Source organism: Natrinema ejinorense, from assembly GCF_002494345.1.
Taxonomy (GTDB): Archaea; Halobacteriota; Halobacteria; order Halobacteriales; family Natrialbaceae; genus Natrinema; species Natrinema longum.
The window spans coordinates 952,951-974,223 of record NZ_NXNI01000001.1; the positions used below are offsets into that span (position 1 = coordinate 952,951).

The 21,273-nt window shown below is 64.0% G+C and carries 17 protein-coding genes; 6 read left to right on the top strand and 11 right to left on the bottom strand.

The window, feature by feature from the left end; translation table 11 throughout:
- Positions 1-50 precede the first annotated feature (50 nt).
- Positions 51-710, top strand: coding sequence for an ArsR/SmtB family transcription factor (locus tag CP557_RS04840; protein WP_097381533.1), 660 nt, complete (start codon positions 51-53; stop codon positions 708-710).
- Positions 711-809: 99 nt separating this feature from the next.
- On the opposite strand, the gene CP557_RS04845 is transcribed toward CP557_RS04840, so the two are convergent.
- From CP557_RS04845 to CP557_RS04855, 3 genes are all read right to left on the bottom strand, one after another.
- Complete coding sequence (locus CP557_RS04845) at positions 810-1,448, bottom strand: hypothetical protein (protein WP_097378864.1); 639 nt, start codon at positions 1,446-1,448, stop codon at positions 810-812.
- Between the two features lie 181 nt (positions 1,449-1,629).
- A complete protein-coding gene (gene ppsA / locus CP557_RS04850) occupies positions 1,630-3,975 on the bottom strand; it encodes a phosphoenolpyruvate synthase (protein WP_097378865.1) in 2,346 nt (781 codons plus the stop codon).
- Positions 3,976-4,132: 157 nt separating this feature from the next.
- Positions 4,133-5,032 carry a PhzF family phenazine biosynthesis protein gene (locus CP557_RS04855; protein WP_097378866.1) on the bottom strand — a complete coding sequence of 300 codons (900 nt, stop codon included), beginning with the start codon at positions 5,030-5,032 and terminating at the stop codon, positions 4,133-4,135.
- 196 nt (positions 5,033-5,228) lie between these two features.
- Here CP557_RS04855 and CP557_RS22430 point away from each other — a divergent pair, with 196 nt between their 5' ends.
- From CP557_RS22430 to CP557_RS04865, 3 genes are all read left to right on the top strand, one after another.
- Positions 5,229-5,387, top strand: a complete 159-nt coding sequence (locus tag CP557_RS22430; protein ID WP_169924338.1) for a hypothetical protein — start codon at positions 5,229-5,231, stop codon at positions 5,385-5,387.
- A gap of 540 nt (positions 5,388-5,927) precedes the next feature.
- Positions 5,928-7,004: a hypothetical protein gene (locus CP557_RS04860; RefSeq protein WP_245852907.1), complete on the top strand. Its 1,077-nt coding sequence runs from the start codon at positions 5,928-5,930 to the stop codon at positions 7,002-7,004.
- Between the two features lie 38 nt (positions 7,005-7,042).
- Positions 7,043-7,549, top strand: a complete 507-nt coding sequence (locus tag CP557_RS04865; RefSeq protein ID WP_097378868.1) for a hypothetical protein — start codon at positions 7,043-7,045, stop codon at positions 7,547-7,549.
- A 94-nt stretch (positions 7,550-7,643) separates the two neighbouring features.
- Here the strand turns inward: CP557_RS04865 and CP557_RS04870 are convergent, their stop codons facing one another.
- From CP557_RS04870 to CP557_RS04880, 3 genes are all read right to left on the bottom strand, one after another.
- Entirely contained in the window at positions 7,644-8,981 is a 1,338-nt protein-coding gene (locus CP557_RS04870; RefSeq protein WP_097378869.1) for an alpha/beta hydrolase family protein, read from the bottom strand.
- Between the two features lie 85 nt (positions 8,982-9,066).
- Positions 9,067-10,512: a phosphomethylpyrimidine synthase ThiC gene (gene thiC / locus CP557_RS04875; protein WP_097378870.1), complete on the bottom strand. Its 1,446-nt coding sequence runs from the start codon at positions 10,510-10,512 to the stop codon at positions 9,067-9,069.
- A gap of 153 nt (positions 10,513-10,665) precedes the next feature.
- A complete protein-coding gene (locus CP557_RS04880) occupies positions 10,666-11,958 on the bottom strand; it encodes a chymotrypsin family serine protease (RefSeq protein WP_097378871.1) in 1,293 nt (430 codons plus the stop codon).
- 134 nt (positions 11,959-12,092) lie between these two features.
- Between CP557_RS04880 and CP557_RS04885 the strand changes: the two genes are divergently transcribed.
- Positions 12,093-12,791 (top strand): phosphoribosyltransferase, encoded by a 699-nt coding sequence (locus tag CP557_RS04885; RefSeq protein WP_097378872.1) that lies wholly within the window; start codon positions 12,093-12,095, stop codon positions 12,789-12,791.
- Between the two features lie 70 nt (positions 12,792-12,861).
- Here the strand turns inward: CP557_RS04885 and CP557_RS04890 are convergent, their stop codons facing one another.
- Positions 12,862-14,313: an MATE family efflux transporter gene (locus CP557_RS04890; RefSeq protein ID WP_097378873.1), complete on the bottom strand. Its 1,452-nt coding sequence runs from the start codon at positions 14,311-14,313 to the stop codon at positions 12,862-12,864.
- 126 nt (positions 14,314-14,439) lie between these two features.
- Between CP557_RS04890 and mtnP the strand changes: the two genes are divergently transcribed.
- On the top strand, positions 14,440-15,348 hold the full coding sequence (gene mtnP, locus CP557_RS04895) for an S-methyl-5'-thioadenosine phosphorylase (RefSeq protein WP_097378874.1): 909 nt from the start codon (positions 14,440-14,442) through the stop codon (positions 15,346-15,348).
- A 107-nt stretch (positions 15,349-15,455) separates the two neighbouring features.
- On the opposite strand, the gene CP557_RS04900 is transcribed toward mtnP, so the two are convergent.
- From CP557_RS04900 to CP557_RS04915, 4 genes are all read right to left on the bottom strand, one after another.
- Positions 15,456-15,968, bottom strand: coding sequence for a hypothetical protein (locus tag CP557_RS04900; RefSeq protein WP_143825030.1), 513 nt, complete (start codon positions 15,966-15,968; stop codon positions 15,456-15,458).
- 61 nt (positions 15,969-16,029) lie between these two features.
- A complete protein-coding gene (locus CP557_RS04905) occupies positions 16,030-17,268 on the bottom strand; it encodes a segregation and condensation protein A (RefSeq protein ID WP_097378876.1) in 1,239 nt (412 codons plus the stop codon).
- Positions 17,261-20,833: a chromosome segregation protein SMC gene (gene smc / locus CP557_RS04910; protein ID WP_097378877.1), complete on the bottom strand. Its 3,573-nt coding sequence runs from the start codon at positions 20,831-20,833 to the stop codon at positions 17,261-17,263. The genes CP557_RS04905 and smc overlap by 8 nt, the downstream gene beginning before the upstream one ends.
- Before the next feature lie 87 nt (positions 20,834-20,920).
- Positions 20,921-21,235 carry a DUF7518 family protein gene (locus tag CP557_RS04915; RefSeq protein WP_097378878.1) on the bottom strand — a complete coding sequence of 105 codons (315 nt, stop codon included), beginning with the start codon at positions 21,233-21,235 and terminating at the stop codon, positions 20,921-20,923.
- Positions 21,236-21,273 lie beyond the last annotated feature (38 nt).

The following is a 21,273-nucleotide window of genomic DNA, read 5'->3' on the forward strand; positions in this document are numbered from 1 at the left end:
CGTACGGGAAGCAGACACGCTTTTCAGCGACGGTCACTTACCCCCACTCGATGGACTCCGCCGCGTTGTTGGATTTACTCGGGAACGAAAACCGAAGGCGGATCCTTCGGTTGCTCGCCCGCAAACCCTGTTATGTTACTGAAATTTCTGAATATCTCGGTGTGAGTCCCAAGGCGGTTATCGAACACTTGCGAAAACTCGAGGAGGCAGGACTGATCGAGAGCCGCGTCGACGACCAGCGGCGGAAGTACTTTCATATCGCACGCAACGTTCGACTCGAGGTGAACGTCTCTCCCTACGGCTTCGCGAGCAAGAGCGCGTATCCCTCGAACAACAGCTTCGATATCACGACCTGTCGCCACCTCACGTTCGATGCCACCCTGGACGACACCGACGATCTCGACGAATTGCTCGCCGCGTTGGAAGACCTCGAACAGCTCGAAAACGAACTTTCGTTGGCACAGCGGTGGGTACAGGGGCGGCTGTACGACGTCCTCGATAGTATCTCGGAGACCGTTGGCGCTGGCCCGGAGAGTCGGATTTACGCCGACCTGCTCGCGAGCGTGCGCTCGGAACCGAAATCAGTCGGCGACCTCAGCGAGGACATCGACGCTCCCCGCGAGGTCGTCGCTGAATTACTCGAGGTGATGGCCGACAACGGGATCGTTCGCCGGACCGAGGACGGCTGGGAGTTAACCACAAACGGATAACACGGTCCTCGGACACGGCTCATACGACTCCTCTTAGTCGGTGCCAGCCCAGCCACGACCCGCTGTGAGTGCGCCGGGACGCAGTGACAACAGCCCGTCTCAGTCGATGTCCCTCGAGAGCCCGGCCCGAAGGTCGCGGCCGAAGTAGTAACCCACGACCGACGCGAGGAGTCCGACGGTCGCGCCGACGGCCACGAGCGTTTGTCCGGTGCCCATGGCAGCGATGAAGACGTGATTGAGCACTGCCCCAACGCCGCCGACGGAAGCGCCAGCCGCGCCCATCTCGAGGTAGCGGCGTTTCGACGCGAGGAGTCCGATAGCGAAGGCGGCGGCGAACATGCCGATCAGACGGCCGGCGAACGGCAGCGCGGTCGCCCCGGCCAGCAAGCTGGCACTGAGTACGAGCACGAGCCCGAGGTACCCCTTCGGCGAAAAATAGCCCCCGAGCGAGAGCCGCGACGTAAGCGGGGAGAGCCACGAGCGCGACGAGCCGGTGTCGGCTTCGCGGTCGGATTCGGGCTGCAGTTCGCGCTCGATGTCCCGTCCACGATCGAACCCGCCGGCAGACTCCCGACGTCCATCACCGCCGGCTGCGCCGGGGGACGTTTCCGCGGACTCGTGGGATGCATCGCTGACGTCGGCGCTCGACTCCGAGAGCAGGCGGTCCGTCTCCTCGAGGAGATCGTCGGTGCCAGGAGCGTCCTGACTCCGGGTTACCTCGTCCGAGCGGTCGCTCATATGTCAACTGAAGCGGGGCTGCACCATGGGCCTTTCCCCACGACAGCGATCGGATATCCGACGGGTTCCGTGCTGCGGTGACGGGATACCGGGCCAGACCATCGTGGTCGACCCTCTCTCGAGGTCGCAACTGTGTCCGTCGTTCGTCGGCCAAAAACGCGGTTCCGGAAGCGCCGTTTCCTTACCGGACCGAGTCGAGCAGGAGTTTCTGCTCGACGCGTTTGACTTCGTGTTGGACGTCGCGAACCGCGTCGATGTTCGCGGAGATGGAGCTGATACCCTCGTTGACGAGGAACTGGACCATTTCCGGTTTGGAGCCGGCCTGGCCACAGATACTCGTATCGACGCCGCGTTCGCGGCAGGTTTCGATGACATCGCCGAGGAGTCGCAACACGGCCGGGTGGAGTTCGTCGAAGCGGTCGGCGACGTGCTCGTTGTTGCGATCGACCGCGAGCGTGTACTGGGTCAGATCGTTGGTTCCGAAGGAGGCGAAGTCGATGCCGGCGTCGGCCATCTCCTCGACGGAGAGCGCCGCAGCGGGGGTCTCGATCATGGCACCCCACTTGCGCTTCTCAGGGTCGATTCCCGCATCCTTCATGCACTCTTTGGCCCGATAGATGTCTTCGGCGTCGTTGACCAGTGGGAGCATGATCTCGACGTTGTCGTACCCCAGCTCGTAGAGGCGGCGGAACGCCTCGAGTTCGTGGGCGAAGACGTCGGTGCGGTCGAGCGAGCGGCGGATGCCCCGGTAGCCGAGCATCGGGTTGTGTTCGTTGGGCTCGTCTTCGCCACCCTCGAGCTGGCGGAACTCGTCGGTGGGGGCGTCCAGGGTGCGCACGCGGACGGGGCGGGGGTAGAACTCGTCGGCGACGCCGCGGATACCTTCGACCAGTTCCGTGATGTAGGCATCCGTGCCGTTTTCGGCGATGAACTTCTCTGGCGTCTGGTTCAGCGAGAGGATCATGTGCTCCGTGCGGAGCAGGCCGACGCCGTCGGCACCCGTCGCGGCCGCGCGTTCGGCGGCTTCGGGAATGGAGACGTTGACCTTGACCTCGGTCGCGGTCATCGGTTTGACCGGCGACTGCGGGCGGACTTCCTCGACGGGCTCGGTCTCCTCGTCGGGCTCGACCGTCGCTCCCTCGAGGACCGCGCCCTTGTCGCCGTCGAGCGTGACGACCTGGCCGTCCTGCAGGACGGTCGTGGCGTTGGTCGTCCCGACGATGGCTGGGACCCCCAGTTCCCGCGAGACGATGGCGGCGTGGCTGGTCATGCCGCCCTCGTCGGTGATGATTCCCGAGGCTCGTTTCATCGCGGGGACCATGTCGGGCATCGTCATCTCGGTGACGATGATGTCGCCCTCGCTGACCTTCGCCAGGTCGTCGAGCTTGGTGACGATCTTCGCCGGCCCGCTTACGGTGCCGGGGCTCGAGCCCAGTCCGTCGACGATGACCTCGCCCGAACCAACACTCGAGTCGGCGGTGGCACCGGCGGCACTGCTTCCATCGGCGGTCTGGGCGCTGCCGCTGCCGTCGGTCAGCCCCTTCGTCGGGTCGACGCTGCCGGTCGCGTCGGCGGCGGTTTCGTCCTCGTCGATGGTGGTGATCGGCCGGGACTGGAGCATGTAGACGTCGCCATCGACGATCGCCCACTCGACGTCCTGTGGTTCGCCGTAGTGGTCCTCGACGCGCTCGCCGAGGTCCATCAGCGCGTCGATCTCGTCGTCGGAGATGACCCGCTGCGTTCGCTTCTCCTCGGGCACGTCGCGCTCGACGGTCTGCCCCGTTTCCTCGTCTTTCTCGTGCATCACCTTCTTCTCGGCGATGGTGAGGTCCATCGACCTGTCTTCCCGGTCGATGACGTAGTTGTCCGGCGAGACGGCACCGGAGACGACGGCCTCGCCCAGGCCCCACGCCGCCTCGATGATCATCGTCGGATCGCCCGTCGAGGGGTGGCTCGTGAACATCACGCCGGATTTCTCGGCGTCGACCATCTGCTGGACGACGACCGCGATGTTCACTGCCGAGTGGTCGAATCCCTGTTCCTGGCGGTAGTAGATCGCCCGCTGGGTGAATAGCGAGGCCCAACACTCCCGAACACGATTCAGCAGGTCTTCCTCGGTGACGTTGAGGAACGTCTCCTGTTGGCCCGCAAACGAGGCGTCGGGCAGGTCCTCGGCGGTCGCCGACGATCGGACGGCGACGAACGCCTCGCCGTCGCCGACCTCACGGTAGCTCTCGAGGATCTCCTCGCGCAGTTCGTCGGGGAACGGCGTCTCGACGATGAGTTCCTGTGCGCGGTCGGCCGCGTCGGCCAACGCGGCCGAGTCGTCGACGTCGACGTCGACGGCGGCGAACAGTTCCTCGTCGATTTCGGCGTCCTCGATGAACCGCCGATACGTGCCGGCCGTTACGACGAATCCCGGTGGCACCGGTAACCCCGCACCCGTAAGCTCGCCCAGGGAAGCACCTTTGCCGCCGACCTGCTCGAGGTCGCCGGCACTGATCTCGTCCAGCCAGAGTACAGCCATCTCTATCTGCGTGATCGCTGGTACGAATAAAGAAGGTTGCGAACAACCGCCACCGATCGCAACTCATAACCGAATGAGTTTCTGTTAAGACTGCGTTCGAACCTGTCAGCATTGCGTTTAGTCGGGATCTGCGACGGACCCATGCGGCCGCCCGAACTCAGGCCTCCAGTATCTCGTCGTCGTCGCTATCGGGGACGACGAGCGACCCGTCGAGGACGGTCACGCCGCGGCCGCCGACCTGTACGGCTCCGTCGAGGCGAACCCGAACCTGGCCCGGCCGGTCGACGTAGTGGCCCTGCTCGAGTCGGAGCTCCGCGGGGAGATCGCCGTCGAAGGCGTCGAAGCGGTCGAGGTACGCGGCGGCGGCTCCGCTCGCGGTGCCGGTGACGGGGTCCTCCGGAACCCCCGCTCCCGGCGCAAACATGCGTCCGTGGACCGTCGATTCGGCCTCGAGTGCGTCGAAGGTGAACAGATAGATCCCGGTCGCATCGAGGTCGTCGGTGAGCGCCTCGATCGCGGTCAGGTCGGGTTCGGCCGCGCCGACGTCCGAGAGGTACGTGATCGGGACGATCAGAAACGGGAGCCCGGTCGACGCCACCGCGAGGGGCAGGTCGGCGCTGGCTCCTTCGAGGGCGGCCCGATCGACGCCCAGCGCGTCGGCGACGCGGTCGTAGCCGACGTCGACCTCGCGGATCGTCGGCTCGTCCTGTGTCATCCAGACCGTGCCGTCGCCCTCGAGTTCGATCTCGAGCGTGCCGACGTTCGTCTCGAGGGTCGTCGTCCCGGGCTCGAGACCCTCGTCGTGGAGGTGTGCGAACGTCCCGATCGTCGCGTGACCACAGAGATCGACCTCCTGCGTGGGCGTGAAGTATCTGATTCGGCGGTCGGCGGTCTCGCTCGAGCGAAGGAAGGCGGTCTCGCTGACGGCCATCTCGGCGGCGATCGTCTGCATCTGCTCGCTCGAGAGTCCGTCCGCGTCCGGAACGACGCCGGCCGGGTTCCCGGTCAGCGGTTCGTCGGTGAAGGCATCGACCTGCAAGACCCGAATCGTCTCCATACAACGTGGGTCGTGCGACCGGCGTATGAAACCTCGGTCGTCGCCACGATACCGGCGCTCGACCACGCCGGTCGCCGCTACCTACTCCCCTGCAGGCCGTCGATCCAAGCGACGAGATCGTCGAGAACGGGTTGGTCAGGTCGTTCCGCAGTCGATATTCGAACCGGACGGTCCCTCGCCGGGCATAAACTGATGATTGAGTCCCCTCGTACTGCTCGAAGTCGGTGGTGTCGCACCCCTCGAGCGCCGCCTGCCACTGTTCGAAGTCGTCCCCGACGGTGACCCTGAAATCGCGGTCGCCCTGCTGGAACAACAAGGGATATCGATCGACTGGGCGGTCGCGACCTGTTCGTAGTCGTCGAGACTGTCCTAGAACGCGCCGGGGGGAGCCGAGAATGGTATCCGATGGATCGTGTCCCCGTTCCGAATCCGCTCGAGTCGGCCCGGATCGCCGCTCCTCTTCCGTTCGCCGTTGACGAATCGATCGCCGGCCTACGCGAATCGTCCTTGCGATCGGATATGCAATGACGTTCAGTGACTCCTATAGTCGTCGTTCACTCCCTTGATGGCGACCTAGCTGTCGCCCAGAGCGTCGGCGATGTGCTCACAATCGACGTCGACCTTGCGGTACGCGGTTGCGCTTGCTGAATATGGCTTGCTCACGGGCGGGTCTAACACGGTTTGTGACCGTCCTGACGCACTGGTTTCTCTCAGGGCTGTCTATACTCAATACAGTTATCGATTGACAAAATACCTCGTAACACTCTTATTAGACAACTATATTTGATTCAAACCAAAATTTAAAACAATAAATTGACCAAATATCGACCCTAGCTATAAGATATATTTAGCAATAATATAAAAATTTAATCATCAGGGTGGATGACTACTGGCTATGCCGATAGGAAATAGAAGCCGCCGTAAAGCACTGAAAATGTTCGGAACTGTTGCGATGGGAGGTATCCTGTCTCTCGGAGCAATCCCAGTCCAGGGAACGAAGGCTGTGAGTCGCCCTGTTCGGGCCAGAGGGATGCGTACCATTCGTCGGATCCCCCAAGAGAATGGATATATTCGAGAAGTCGAATTTAAGATTGAAGAAACAAATCCAATATCGGTTAATTCGAAAGATGAATCAATTATAATGAGTACCGAATCCGGCAATTATAATCCTGAAGTCAGGCCAGGCAATACAGTTGACTTCGGGAAGGACGAACTGAAGATTGATAAAGAGATGTTCAAAGATACTGAACAAGCAGTCAAATCTCAGCGTTCGGGAAAGGATGAACCGGACGTGATTGAATATAAAGATACAGCAATCCTGGGGACTGTCGAGCAACACTATGCCCAGGAGATGCGGATGCGGGACGCACTTTTAGCCGCCGACTCTATCTCCTCGCAGGCAGAATCGAATCCGCTACTTGCTGCAGATTGTTCGAAGTATACGTACAATGGGGACAACCCGTCTGATCGGGACGACCTTGCCGAGCGGACAGCACCGATTAATCTCGCATGGGATAATGGAAAAGATGCGTCGGACATACAGGATGAGATGCAGGATGAAGGCTGGGGATCGCCGTGGCCATCCAGTGATAAATACATCTTCGAGGATGAAGACACGGTCAAGGCACAGGATGAACATATAAAAAGGAATATTCCCCCTAGTTCGGTACCGACCCAGTATCACGTCCGAGCCTATGATCTCTCCGGCGTTGACAATCTAGAGATTGTCGGTGCAGGTCACAGAGACCCGCCGGATCACAACCAGGGCTGCGAATGGGTCGGTATCGGCTGTGGTGTCAACTGGAGAGTATCAGAGACACGCGGGGAAGTATCGGACGAGTGGACAGACGTGAAAACAAAATACGCAGGAAACGCAAATATGGACTCTGCCTCCGGCAATTACGATTATATCGAGGGAGATATCAAAGACGATGGTGACAGTATCGGATGTCCTCCCTTCTGTCCGGTATAACGTAGCAACTATTTGCACGCCAGCAGTACTGAAATATTATGCAGGGAAGTATTGACCCGGCCTTTGGGAGCAGGCCGGTTAATGCAGCCGTCTCGATCGTGCTCGCATCGGTTGCCCTTCTAGGACTGTATGTCCTTCAGAAGCGAGCCGACACACCGGAAGGTGGCGCTGCAGCCAGCAGCGTCTGGTACGTCATAATCTGTTCTGTGGTCTATCTTAGCCCGCGATATGTACATGATACGTTTGCATCCGGTGTCTTCAGGTTCCAGTATCTCCTCTGGGTCTTCACGATCGTCGTTCCGCTAGTGGCGCTTCAGGCCGGAGTCCCAGTGTACATTTTTGCAACCCGTGGAAACGTGGGCGCGTTAGTCGGGTTGTTCGCTGCGACTACCCTCACGTTTTGGGGACTACTGGGAACAGGTGGCGAGTCGGACATCTTAGTTGGGTATCCCTACGCTATGTTTCCGGCCGCCGTCCTCATCATTTCAGTTACTACTGGCGTGGATGTCGCTACCCGCAAAGTGACAAAACGGGTTGGTACGTGAGCCGCCGACCCGCACGCCATCCGCGAGCCGCACGCGAACCAGACCCGGGCGGTCGACGGAGTGCCCCTGCTCGAGTCGTGGCTCCCCGGTCGGGCTACAGGTCGTCGATCCAGTCCACGAGATCGTCGACGACCCGCTCTGCGACGTTGTTCCGGACGGCGTACTCGAACTCCACCGACTCGCCGTCGCCCGGCATAAAGAGGTGATTGAGGCCGTCGTAGCTCTCGAACGTCGTCGCCGACCTGCCATCGAGTTCGGATCGCCACAGCTCGAGGTCGTCGGCCACGGTAACCTGGAAGTCGCGCTCGCCCTGGAGCAAGTATAGGGGAACGTCGACGTCCGCCGTGGTTCCCAGGTGGTCGTACGACCCGAGGCTGTCCCAGAACGCGCCCGGTTTGCCCAGGAGCATCTCGTCGGCCTCGTACTCGCCCGATCGAACGCGTTCGATCTCCGCCGACCAGGTTTCGAAGACCTGCTCGAGGTCGGCCCACTCGTGGTCGCCGACCGACACCTTGTATTCGAGTTGCTCGAGGGTGAGGTCGTGGTAGGGTCGTGCGGGTGCGGCGAGTCCGACGACGCCGGCGAGCTCGCCGTCTCGAGCGGCGATTCTGGGGGCTGCCCGGCCGCCGAGGCCGTGGCCGACGACGACGATCCGATCCGAATCGACTCCCTCGGTCGACCGAAGGCGATCGACCGCGACCAGCGCGTCGTCGACGGTGACGTGATCGAGGGTGTACGCACCGGGTTGGACCTCGCATGCGGGCACGCGCTTGTCGTACCGAAGGGACGCGATTCCCTGGGTCGCGAGCCCCTCGGCGAGATCCGTAAACAGCTGCGTTCCGCCGCGAGCGGTGTCGCCGGTCACTGGTCCGGAGTCGTGGATCAGGACGACGCCGGGAGCCTCGTCGGCGGTCGCAGAGGTGGTAACGGTCCCCGGCAGGGAACAGTCGTCGGCCGCGAGCGTCACGTCCTCGTCGGAGACCGCACTCGAGTCGACGTAGGACGGTCGTTCGTACTCGTCGGTGATCCCGCAGTCGAGGAGTCGCGACTCGCTGTCGACGATGACGCGGCAGTCGTGTTCACTCCGGGCAAACGCCAGCCGCAGATCGACCGCGTTGGCCTCGTCACCCGCCGTCACGTCCGTGCCGACGATGTCCTCGAACGCGCCCCCGATCGCAGTATAGGCCATCCAGAGTCGCTCGAGGCGGCCGGGATCGCCGTAGCGCTCTCGGTTACCCGAGACGAAACGCTCGCTTGCTTGCTCGAATCGATCGTTCGCGAGTTCCTCGACGAACGCCACCGCCGTCTCGTCGGCAGTCTCCGTCCCGGCGTCCTCGTCCGTCGTGTCGGAGAGTAGATCGGCACAGCCGGCCACTGCCGACGCTGTCGCCGTCGATACCGCCGCGAGTACGGTTCGTCGTCGGGGTGCCATCGATACCGAACCGTCCACGGTCCGTCGGATAAAGACGAGGTCGTTTCTCTGTGACTGTATTCGATCCCGATACGTTCTCCGGGGCTCAGTCGTCTCCCGGTTCCTCGAGCGGATCCGTGTGATCGTGATCCGCCATCGGTGGGAGGTCACCCGACTCGTGCGTTCCGACTGGGGGGCGGTTGACTTCCGCGGCGGGCGACGACTCGAGGTCGGTCCGTGCCTCACCCTCGATCGCCTCCATCTCGCCGTCCTCACGCGCATCCTGATCGATCCGCATCGAGCAGAAGTCGGCCCCGCACATCGAGCAAAAGCGGGCCTCTTTGTAGTTGTCACCGGGCAGGGTCTGGTCGTGGAACGACCGGGCGCGGTCGGGGTCGAGCGCGAGATCGAACTGCTCGCGCCAGTCGAACTCGTAGCGGGCTTCCGAGAGCGCGTCGTCCCAGTCGCGCGCGCCGGGGCGTTCGTTGCCCACGTCGCCGGCGTGGGCGGCGATCCGGTACGCTGCGAGGCCGTCGCGAACGTCCTCCTCCTCGGGAAGGCCGAGGTGTTCCTTCGGCGTGACGTAACACAGCATCGCCGCGCCGGCCTGGGCCGCCATCGCCGCACCGATGGCGCTCGTGATGTGGTCGTAACCCGGCGCGATGTCGGTCACCAGTGGACCGAGCACGTAGAAGGGAGCACCGTCGCAGACCTCCTGCTGGCGCTCGACGTTCTCGGCAACCTTGTGCATCGGTACGTGGCCCGGCCCTTCGACCATCACCTGAACGCCGTGATCCCAGCCCACCCGCGTGAGTTCCCCCAGGGTGTCGAGTTCGGCGTACTGGGCCTCGTCGCAGGCGTCGGCCAGACAGCCCGGTCGCAGACTGTCACCGAGACTGAAGGTGACATCGTGCTCGGCGAAGATCTCACAGATTTCGTGGAAGACCTGATAGAACGGGTTCTGGTCGCCGTTTTCCTCCATCCACTTGGCCATGATCGACCCGCCCCGCGAGACGATGCCGGTCTTTCGCCCGTCGGTCAGCGGCAGGTGCTCGGCGAGGATCCCCGCGTGGATCGTCATGTAGTCGACGCCCTGTTTCGCCTGTTTCTCGACGATCTCGAGCAGCAATTCTTTCGTGATATCCTCGGGACTACCCGCCTGCTTGACCGCCTCGTACAGGGGCACCGTCCCGAGCGGCACCGGCGAGTGATCGATGTGGGCTTCCCGGATCTCGTCGAGGTCGCTTCCGGTGCCGAGATCCATCACCGTGTCCGCGCCGTAGTGGACGGCGGTGTGGAGCTTCTCGAGTTCCGTCTCGAGGTCGCTGGTCGTCTCGCTGTTACCGATGTTGGCGTTGACCTTCGTCGCGAACTCGCGGCCGATGACCATCGCGTCGAGGGCGTCGTGATTGACGTTAGCCGGAATGACGGCCTGCCCCTCGGCGACTTGCTCGCGGACGAACTCCGGATCGCGGTTCTCTCGTTCGGCGACTCGCTCCATTTCGGCTGTCACCGTTCCCTCGCGGGCGGCCTGAATCTGTGTACGCGCCATCGATAACTAGGTTGTATGATCGAGTTATAAATAACTACCTACGGCCGCACACGGCGTCGCTGAACGACCGCTCGAGAGAGTGCAGGAGTGACCGAATGTAGTATGCCAGACGAGCCAGCGTCCGACGAGGGACGAATTCGGCGCGACGTGCAATCACTGCAGGGTTGCAACCGGGCCGCCACGAATTCGAAGCGTTACCGACTCCGTCGCGTCGTCGGGAATCGACACCGGAACCGACACCGTCGCTCGTCCCTGCGAACCGTCACGGGTCGCGATCGAAGTCGTCCGCCGCTCGTCGTCGATACCCAGCCAGTACTTCCCGGAATCGGCGGCAATCGTCGCCGAGACGCCGACGGTCTCACCCGGCCGCAGTTCCCCCTCGACGGTGAGCGATTCGAGGGTCAGCGACGGCTCGTGGAAGTCGACCTCGAGCGTGCGGTCCAGCGTCGTCCTGTAGACTGGCACCGCTTCCTCGTCGCCCGGCTCGGCGGTGAGTATCTCCACGCCCAGTTCGCGTTCGACGTTCGCGATCCGGTTACAGATCGTCTGTCGGGAGGAGCCGGCAAAGAGGAGCCCGACGAGACCGCCGTCCTCGAGGAAGACCGCGGAGCCACTGTCGCCGGGTTCGGAGAGCGGGCCGGCGACGAGCTGGTCGCGGAACAGGATCGGCCCCTGCTCGCCGAACTCGACGCGGACGCTCGCGCTCGTCGCTTCGATCGCGGCGCTCGTGACGCCGGTCGTTCGACCCGTCTTCGTCACCGTTTCGCCCCGGAGGTCATCGTACCCCTCGCGTCGAATACCCGTCGGCCAGGCCTCGTCCAGCCCGGCGTACGTCACCGACTCCCGATCCGGCTCGACCGAGCGGGCGGCGACGTCGACGAGGCCCCCGTTCTCGACCGGGACGTAGCCGACGAGATCCCCGACCGTGTCGTCCGCGTCGCCACCGTCGGCCGGCGACGGCTGGAGAATGGATTCGCCGAACTCGGCGGCGTTCGAGCGAGCGTAGACGTGATTGTTCGACAGTCGGACGAGATCGCCGCTCTCGACGCTCTCTGCCCAGGTCGCGGCTCCGTCGATGGGGTCGTCGATCCGGGCCGGATACGGCCCGCCGGTTCCGGCCGTCGAGTCCGCGTTTATCTCGCTGACGCCAGCGGGGACGGGCCGATGGCGGCCCTGTCGGTCCTCTGCGGCCTCGGGCATCGGCTCGAGGGTCGACAGCGCGTCGAATCCCTCGCGCGTCTCGTCGTAGCCCGAGTCGACGACGCTGACGTCGACGTCGTCGCCGGCCGCAGCCACGCGTGTTTCGACGTCGTCCTCGTCGGCGAGGCAGTCTCGCGGCCGTTTTTGCGAGACGAAAACTGTCACCCGGTCTTCAGCCGAATCGTAGTCCACGCCGATCACGTTCTCGCATTCGAGGAGGTACTCGTAGTCTTGCGTAGAGGGCATCTTCAGTTAATGGAGACGACCGTCCCGAAGTTATTACTGTTCACTATTATTTGAGGTCTGTCGACGTGAAGCGGACGGTGATTTCAGCCAACTTAAGGGGGCCGCGCTCGAGTCACCGGGTAGGTGGCCATCAGATGTCCGACCTACCGGACGATTTCGACTGTACGATAACCAACTGGGAGTACATTTACGGCCTGTGTCGGGACGTGGCCGACGACGTCCGCGACGACGAGTTCGAGCCGGACGTCGTCGTCGCACTGGCACGGGGCGGCTGGTTCGCCGGCCGGTGTCTCTGTGACTTCCTCGGGCTGAACGACCTGACGAGCCTGAAGATGGAACACTACGTCGGCACCGCCGAGAAATCCGGCGAGCCGACCGTCCGCTACCCGATGCCCGAGGGCAGCGTCGAAGACAAGGACGTACTCATCATCGACGACATCGCCGACACCGGCGGCTCGATCGAACGCGCCTACGAGTACGTCGACGACCGCGACGCCGGCGAGGTCCGCACTGCGACCCTGCAACTGCTTGGCACCAGCGAGTTCCAACCCGACTACGTCGGCGAACGCCTCGAGGAGTGGACCTGGATCGTCTACCCGTGGAACTTCATCGAAGATCTGATCGATCTCATCTCGAGTGCGATGGCCAAAGCCGACCAGGAGACGTTCACGAACGAGGAGATCCGCCACTTCCTCACCGAACACCACGGCATCGAACGCATCGAGATGGAGATCGCCCAGCCCGACCGGCTGTCGGAGGTTCTACGCGAGATGGACCGACGCGAGGTCCTCGAGTCGGTCGGGGCCGAGGAGTGGACGCTCGTCGAGGAATAACTCGTTTCTGCAGCTGTTTTCGGGAAGAGAAGCGCTGGTCGACTGCTCGAGTCAGCGCCCGACCAGGTGGTTACTCGGCGGTTGGTTCGACATCGGTCGTGCCCGTCGGTCCGTCCGTCGTCTCGTCGTCGCCACCCTCGACGATCGACCCCTTCCACGTGCCCCGCGTGAACCACGCGACGGCCGCGAGCGCGCCGACGACGTCGCCGACCACGACGCCGGTCCAGATGCCTGTCGGGCCCCACTCGGCGACGAAGAGCAGGTAGTAGGTGACGGGAACGCGCACCATCCAGAGGCCAAACACCGCGAACACGAGTGCCGTCTTCGTGTTTCCGGCCCCGCGGAACGCCCCCTGAATGACCTGTAACACGCCCATGAACGCGAAGCCGACCGCGGCGTATCGGAGGTAGCTCACCCCGTAGTCGATCGTCGCCGCTTTCCCCGCCGCGTCGGCCGTGACGAACACCGAGACGAACGGCTCCGGGAAGAGTGCGGCGAGGAACCCGGCGACGACCATGACGCCGGCAATCGCCCCTGCGGCGATCCGGACGGCCCTCGCCGCCCGGTCGGGCTTGCCCGCACCCAGGTTCTGGCCGACGATCGTGTCCGTCGCCTGTCCCAGGCCCATCGCCGGCAGGAAGGCCAGCGAAATGAGCCGGTTCCCCAGCCCGTAGGCCGCGACGACCGCCGGCGGGAAGGTTACGACCATCGCCGTCATCGCGACCAGCGCCAGCGCCGTCATCGACTGCTCGAGGGCCGTCGGGACGCCCAGCCGGGTGATCTTCGCGACGTACTCGCGTCGCGGCCGGAGGTGGGCCGCCCGGATGTCCGGACCCACGTCGGTGTAGTACAGCAGGTAGAACGCGATCACCGTCGCGATGCCCCGCGAGATGAGGGTCGCGACGGCGGCTCCCTGGACCTCGAGGCGGGGAAGGGGACCGACGCCGAAGATCAACAACGGGTCGAGCGCGAGGTTGATAACGACGCTGACGAGCATAACGCTCATCGGCGCACGCGTGCTGCCGTAGCCCCGCATGAGCGCGACGAAGACGAAGAAGCCAAACAGGAAGGGGAGTCCCAGGAAGAACACTCGCAGGTACTCGGCGGCGAGCGGGATGATCGCGGCCTGAGTCTCGGCGTCGGCGGGCAACGCCGCGAGCATCGGCTCGGTCGCGAAAAAGCCGAGCGCGCTCAGTCCGACGGCGACCAGCGAGACGAACGATAGCGTCTGCCCGGCGATCAGGCCCGCATCCCCGCTCTTCGCGCCGGTGTGTTGGGCGATCAGGATCGCGCCGGCCGCGGTGAAGCCACCGCCGATCGCGATCAGCAAGAAGAGGAGCGGAAAGGCGAGGCTCACCGCCCCCACTGCGTCGGGGGAGAGCGCACCCAGCCAGAAGGTGTCACCGACGTTGTACGCCACCTGCAACAACTGGATGACCACCAGCGGCCACGCCAATCGGACCATCGGGCGGACGAGCGGGCCCTCGGTGAGTCCGCCGGGTGGCTCCTCGTCGACAGCCATAACCGACCAATGTTGCCGACCCTACTTGTGCGCTCGTGAACGGTGATACCGACTGCCACGACGGGACGGACGCCCTTGAGGCCGGCGACCGGACCGTTTAGGTGACTGGTCGACCCACGACCACGCATGACGATCGGCGTTATCGGCGGCAGCGGCATCTACGACGCACTGCCACTCGAGAACACGCGGACGGAAGCGATTTCGACGCCGTACGGCGAGCCAAGCGACGTGGTTACCCTCGGCGAACTGGCCGGACGAGACGTCGCGTTCCTCCCGCGTCACGGCGGGGATCACCAGCATCCGCCGACCGACGCGTCCTATCGCGCGAACATCTACGCGCTCAAGTCGGTCGGGGTCGACCGGGTCATCGCCACGAACGCGGTCGGAAGCCTGCGAGAGGAGTTGCCACCCCGGACGCTGGTCGTTCCCGACCAGATCTTCGATCGGACCAAACACCGCTCGCCGACCTTCTTCGGCGACGGCATGGTCGTCCACATGGGCTTTGCCGAGCCATACTGTCCGGCGATGGTCGATCACCTCGCCGAATCGGCCCGCAGCGTGCTCCGCTCGGGGACCAACACGAGCGACCACCCCGAGAGCCACGCTGCGACGGCCGACGAAACGAAAGTCCAGAAGGGCGGCACCTACGTCTGCATCGAAGGCCCGCAGTTCTCCACGAAGGCCGAAAGCGAGTTCTATCGCGACCAGGGCTGGGACATCGTCGGGATGACCGCCATTCCCGAGGCCAAACTCGCCCGCGAGGCCGAGTTGAGCTACGCCACGGTGGCCGGCGTCACCGACTACGACGTCTGGAAAGACGACAGCGAAGTCTCCCTCGAGGAGGTCCTCGAGAACGCCGCGGCCAACGAGGACGCGATCAACGCGGTCGTCGAGCACGCCATCAGAACGATGCCCGACGGCTTCGAGAGCGAGGCCTGGAGCGCCCTCGAAGGGACGATCAACACGCCACAGGAAGCGATCCCCGAAGAGACCCTCGAGCGCGTCGACCTGCTCGCGGGCGATTACCTCGACTGACCGCTCCCGGCGTCTGGCCGGACGCCACGCGGCGAGTTCGATCGTCGGAGACTGGGATCGAATCGATCCGGCGAGCGTCCGAGTTCGACGGGCGCATCGATCCGGCGTCAGGACCGCTCGGACTCGAGTGCGGTCCGATCGTCGGCGGCAGAATCGGTCGCTTTGCTCCCCGACGCGTCCCACTCTGACGCCGCGTCCGCGTTCGGACTCGAATCGCGTGGACCGTCCACACACCGACTGCAGTAGACGTTCTCGCCCGACTCCGGAACCGCTATCGTCGTCCCGAACAGGACGCGGCGACGTTCGTAGCGCCGGTACTCGCCGCCTGCAGCCGATCGGCCACACGCATCGCAGTCGACGTGGTCGGATTCGACGCGATCGGTTCGAACCTCGCGTTTGGTCCCGATGGTGTACACGGGATCGCTCGACGCGTCCGCCGCTTGCCAGCAGACGACGAATCCGAGCACGAACAGGACCACCCCGATCCACCAGTGTCCCAGCCACGTCGGAACGAAAAGCACCGAGACGAGGATCCACCCCCACAGCAGCGTGAAGCCGAGATGATCCGCCACGCGTCGAAGCCGGCGGGCAAGGCTCGGATGGCGACCTGGTCGTGGCATCGGTTTCAACCCAGGAGTGACGGGAGAATAATACTTTCGGCGACGGTCCGCCGAGTCGCAGTCAGTCGGCGATCGCTTCGTCCGGTTCCGCCTCCACCGCGACCTGCTGGACCCAGAGATCGCCGAACAGTTCGTCCTGCTCGAGCGTGACACGGCCCCGATGGGCCAAGAAGAGCAAGGCGAGATACGTCATCACGCGCGAGCCACCGACCTCGTCGATCTCGGCGTACAACACCTCGTCGCGTCCCTGTTCGTAGTGGGTCTCGAGTTCGGCTTCGACGTCGTCGATGACCGCCTCGATGTCTTCTTCGTGGGTCGTATGAGTGACGTCGTCGCTGGTCGGTTCGTCGTCGACCCGCAGATCGTCGCCGGAGTGGTAGTTCAGTTCCTGGACGCCGCGATCGTACCCCGTCGGCGAGCCGCTCGTGTCGTAACTCCGGGACTCCTTCCACCAGCTATCGCGTTCGGCGGTCCGGAGCTCGCGAACGAGTTCGTCCAGGGTCTCGGGCTTCCCGCGGGCGTGTTTGCGCTCGAGGCGGCGCTCCATCTCTTCCTCGAGGTTCTCGACGGGGTCGAACCCAGGCGGGTACTCCCTCCCGTCGTCGCCGTCAGGAGCCGTCGGTCCGTCGTCGGCGAAGGGCGCTTCCCACGGTGGGAGTTCCTCCTCGTCGGGTTCCTCGACCGCGAACAGCTCGTCGCTTTTCATCCGCAGGAGGACGCTCGCGTAGAACAGCGCCCGGCCGGAGGTCCGCAGGTCGACCTCGTCGATCGCCTCGAGGAACGTGTCCGTCACGTCGACGATGTCGATGTCCCACGGGTCGATCTCGCCGTCCTTGGCGAGTTGGACGAGCAGTTCGACCGGTTCGACTTCCGCCTCCCCGTCGTCGTCCGCAGCATCGCCCGTCTCGACGCCCGTGAACTCGAGGACCGATTCCCCCGCCTCGGGGTCACGGCCGTCAGCACCGCCCTCGTTCGGGTCGGTATCCGGGCTCGAGTCGCCCGGCCGCTCGCGGTCCTCGTGTCCGGCGATGTTCAGCGGAATCTCGTCGCCGCCGTCGGTTCGGAGGGTTCGACCGGGGGCGTGTGATTCAGCGCTTCGTGACTCGTTTCGCTCACGGGTCGCTTCGCTTCCCGCTTGCGTTCTCGAGGAGCCCTGCGTCGCCGTTGGCTCCTCGGGCTCATCGCCGTCTCGCGGGTCGCTTTGCTCCCCGTCGTCTCGCGGCTCTGCCGCTCGACTGTTCGCGGAACTCCGTTCCGCGCTACTCGACGTTTCGGAGCCGCTACGCGGCTCCCTAGTCATCAGCAGGAACCTCCCCACTACTCAGATCGATGCCGGTCACCGCACTCACGTTGTCCTGTTGCATCGTCACCCCGATCGCGCGTTCCGAGCGATCGAGCATGGCCGAGCGGTGGGAGACGACGACGAACTGGGCGTCGCCGGCGAGTTCCTCGACCATCTCGCCGACCCGCTCGGCGTTGACGGCGTCGAGGAAGGCGTCGATCTCGTCGAGTGCGTAGAAGGGAGCCGGGTTGTGCCGCTGGATGGCGAAGATGAAGGCCAGCGCGGTCAGCGACTTCTCGCCGCCGGACATCGCGTCCAGCCGCTGGATCGGCTTGTCGCCCGGCTGGGCCTTCATCGTCAGTCCGCCGTCGAACGGATCGGCCTCGTTCTCGAGGTGGAGCGTCCCCGTTCCTTCGGAGAGCTTCTCGAAAATTTCCGTGAAGTGGGACGCGATCGCATCGTAGGCGTCCATGAACGTCCGCTTCTTCTGGGTCTCGTATTGCTCGATCCGGTCGCGGATGCCGTCGGCCTCCTCGACTAACGTCTCCCGTCCCTCCTCGAGTTCCTCGAGGTCACTTCGGACCTCGTCATACTCGTCGATCGCGAGCATGTTCACCGGCTCCATGGCCTCCATGTCGGCCCCCAGAAGGTCGATCATCTCGCGGACGGTCTCGTGATCGGGCACGTCTTCGGGGTCGTAGTCCCCGACTTCCGACTCCAGCGATTCGATCTCCCACTCGAGGCTGTTGGCGCGCTCGCTCGCGTCCTCGAGTTTGCTCTCGACGGTATTGACCCGGTCTTGCTGCTGATCGCGCGCCGTCCTGGCTTCGGAGAGCTCCTCTTTGAGGTCGCTCCGTTCGTCTTTCAGCTCCGTCAACTCCGCTTCCAGTTCCTCGACGGCCTCGCGCTTTGCCGCCAGTTCCTCGCGTTTCGCCTCGATCTCCGCCTCGTACTCCTCGATCCGATCCTCGTGTTCTGCCGTGCGGTTCTGGGCCGCCTCGATGTCGTCGTGGAGGTCCTCGATGGCGTCCTCGGCGTACTCCTTCTCGAGGTTCAGCTCGTTGAGGTCGTTGTCGAGCTCCTGAATCCGCTCTTCGCGGTCGTCGATCTCGGCCTCGAGCGTCTCGATCCGATCGGTCAATTCGGGGATCTTCGAGTCGGCGAGTTCGGTCTCGAGGTCGTCGATCTCGGCCTCGAGTTCCTCGACCGTTGCGGTCTTGGCGTCGATCTCCGCGGCGATCTCGTTCATCCGCTCGTCGACGGCGTCTCGTTCCTCGCGGAGCTCCTCGAGATCGGTCTCGAGGTCCTCGATCGCCGCCTCGAGGGCCTCGCGTTTCTCGGCTAACCCCTCGAGTTCGGACTCGATCGAGCGGACTTCGTCGGCCGCGTCGCTCTTGCGGTCGCGGGCGTCGTCGAGTCGCTCCTCGACGCTACGGACCTCCTCCCGCAGCGACTCGCGTTCCTCCTGGAGCTCCGTGATCCGTTTGGCGACGCGCTCGAGTTGTCCCTCGCCGCCGCCGGTAAAGGAGTAGCGCGAACCGCCGCCGGAGCCGCCGGTCATCGCGCCGCTTTTTTCGACCAAGTCGCCATCGAGGGTGACCATTCGATAGTCGCCCATGTACGAGCGGGCGGTCTCGATGTCCTCGACGACCAGCGTGTCCCCGAGGACGTAGGAGAAAACGCCGGCGTACTCCTGATCGAAGTCGACGAGGTTGTACGCGAAGTCGACGATCCCCGGATCGCTGGGGGCCGATGGCAGCCGGCGCTGGCTCATGTCCGTCAGCGGCAGGAAGGTCGCCCGACCCGCGTTTCGGGACTTGAGGTGCTCGATACACTGCTGGCCGATGACGTCGTCGTCGACGACCACGTTCGCCAGCCGGCCCCCCGCGGCGGTCTCACAGGCGACCGCGTACTCGCCGGCGACGGTCCCCAGCTGTGCGACCGCGCCGTGAACGCCGTCGATCCCCGAGTTGAGGATCGTCGTCACCGCACGACCGAACGAGGAATCGCCGCTCTCGCCGGCGTTGGCCTCGAGTTCGGCGTACTCCTGTTGTTTGGCCTGGATCTCGTCGTCGAGATCGTCGACGTCCGACTGGAGCCTTCGTTTCTGGGCTTTCAGGTCGTCGACGACCTCCGCGATGTTTCGCCGATTCCGTTCGGCCTTCTCGAGTTCCCGCTCGAGGTCGCTTCGCTGGCTCTCGATCTCCGGAATCGTTTCGCGCTTCTCTTCGATCGTCGCCTCTTTCTCGCTGATCGCGTTCGAGCGTCGGCGAGCGTCGTCGAGCAGGCGGTCCTGCTCGCGCTGGAGGTCGTTTTTCTCGGTCTTGGCCGCCTCGAGATCGTCCTTTCGCTCGGCGAGTTCGGCCTTGAGTTCGTCGAACTCGGTGTCGACGGCCTCGATTTCGGCCTCGAGGTCGTCGCGGTCGGCCTCGCGTTCCTGGATCTCGCTTTTCACCTGTGCCTTCTCGAGTTTGCGTTCGCGGATCTCGTCGTCGAGATCGTCGATCGTCTCTTGCTTGCGATCGATCTCGACGAACGCCTCGCGTCGCTCGGACTCGGCGTCCTCGATCGCCTCCTCACTGGCCTCGATCTTGTCCTCGAGCCGCGAGATGTCGCCTTTGACCCCCTCGATCTCGCTTTTGATCCGGAGCTGTTCGTCCTCGCCCTTGCGCTCGATCTCGGCGTTCAAGTCCTCCAGGTCCTCCTGGAGGCGGACGACCGCCCCTTCGCGTTCGTCGAGTTCCCGCTGGAGCTCCCGGAGTTCGTCCTCGAGGTCGTCGACCTCGGCTTCGGCGGACTCGAGTTCCTCGCGTTTCTCCTCGAGTTCGCTGGCCTTCTTGTAGCCCTCGTATTCGTCCTTCTCGCGGCGGAGCCGGCGGTAGCGCATTGCTTCCCGGCGCTCGTCGGCGAGTTGCTCGAGGCGGTCGCGTTTCTCCTCGATGCGGAGTTCGGCCTCGTCGATCCGCTCTTGAACGGTCTCGAGTTCCTCGAAGGCGTCTTCCTTCTTGGCGTCGAACTCCGCGACCCCCGCGATCTCGTCGATGATCTCCCGGCGGGAACCCGGCGTCATGTTGATGATCTCGGTCACGTCGCCCTGCATGACGACGTTATACCCCTCCGGCGTGATCCCCGCCTGTGCGAGCAGGTCCTGGATGTCCGAGAGGTTGACCGAGCGGTCGTTCAGATAGTAATAGGAATAGTAGTTGTCCTCGGTCTCCTTGACCCGGCGGCGGATGCGAATTTCGTCGACGTCGCCGATATCCTCGCTGCCGGCGGCGTTGACGACCTGTGATCGCTCGAGGGTGCCCCCGGAGTTGTCGAGAATGACCTCGACGGTCGCCTCGCGGGGGCCACTGGAGGTGTCGCCGCCCTCGTGACCGGGGTTGTAGATGAGATCGGTCAGTTTCTCGGCACGAATCCCGCGGGTCCGGGCCAGTCCGAGCGCGAAGAGGACGGCGTCGATAATGTTCGATTTGCCGGAGCCGTTCGGGCCCGTGACGACGGTAAAATCCTCGTAGAACGGTATCTTCGTCTTTCTACCGAAGCTCTTGAAATCGTCGAGAACGATCGACTTGATGTACATGCTCCTTTCGAACCCTCCGGACCGCCAGTAGCCGTCGAAGCGAGCGCCGACCGCGGTCCACGGTCTCGCCCCTCGATTCCGCCGCTGTTATGCAACGATAATGTCGTCGCTACCTGAGTCTTCCGCTTCGTCACCGGCAGTCTCGTCGACGTCCTCGGCGTCGGCCGCCGCTTCGGCGACTTCGTCGGGTTCGGCTTCGGGCGTTTCGTCCTCCTCGACCGCGGTCGTCCCCGTCTCCTCGCCACGTCGCTCGGGGACACGCGTCGGCGTCTCCGCATCGAGCTCGGCCTCGAGGACGCGGATCCGTTCTTTCGCTTCGATGAGTTCGTCCGTCAGTCCCTCTACCGTCGATTCGAGTTCCGCAACCGTCGATTCCAGTTGTTCGACACGGTTGTTCGACATATCAACTAGGGACCCGTCCGGCCACATAAACGTACGTC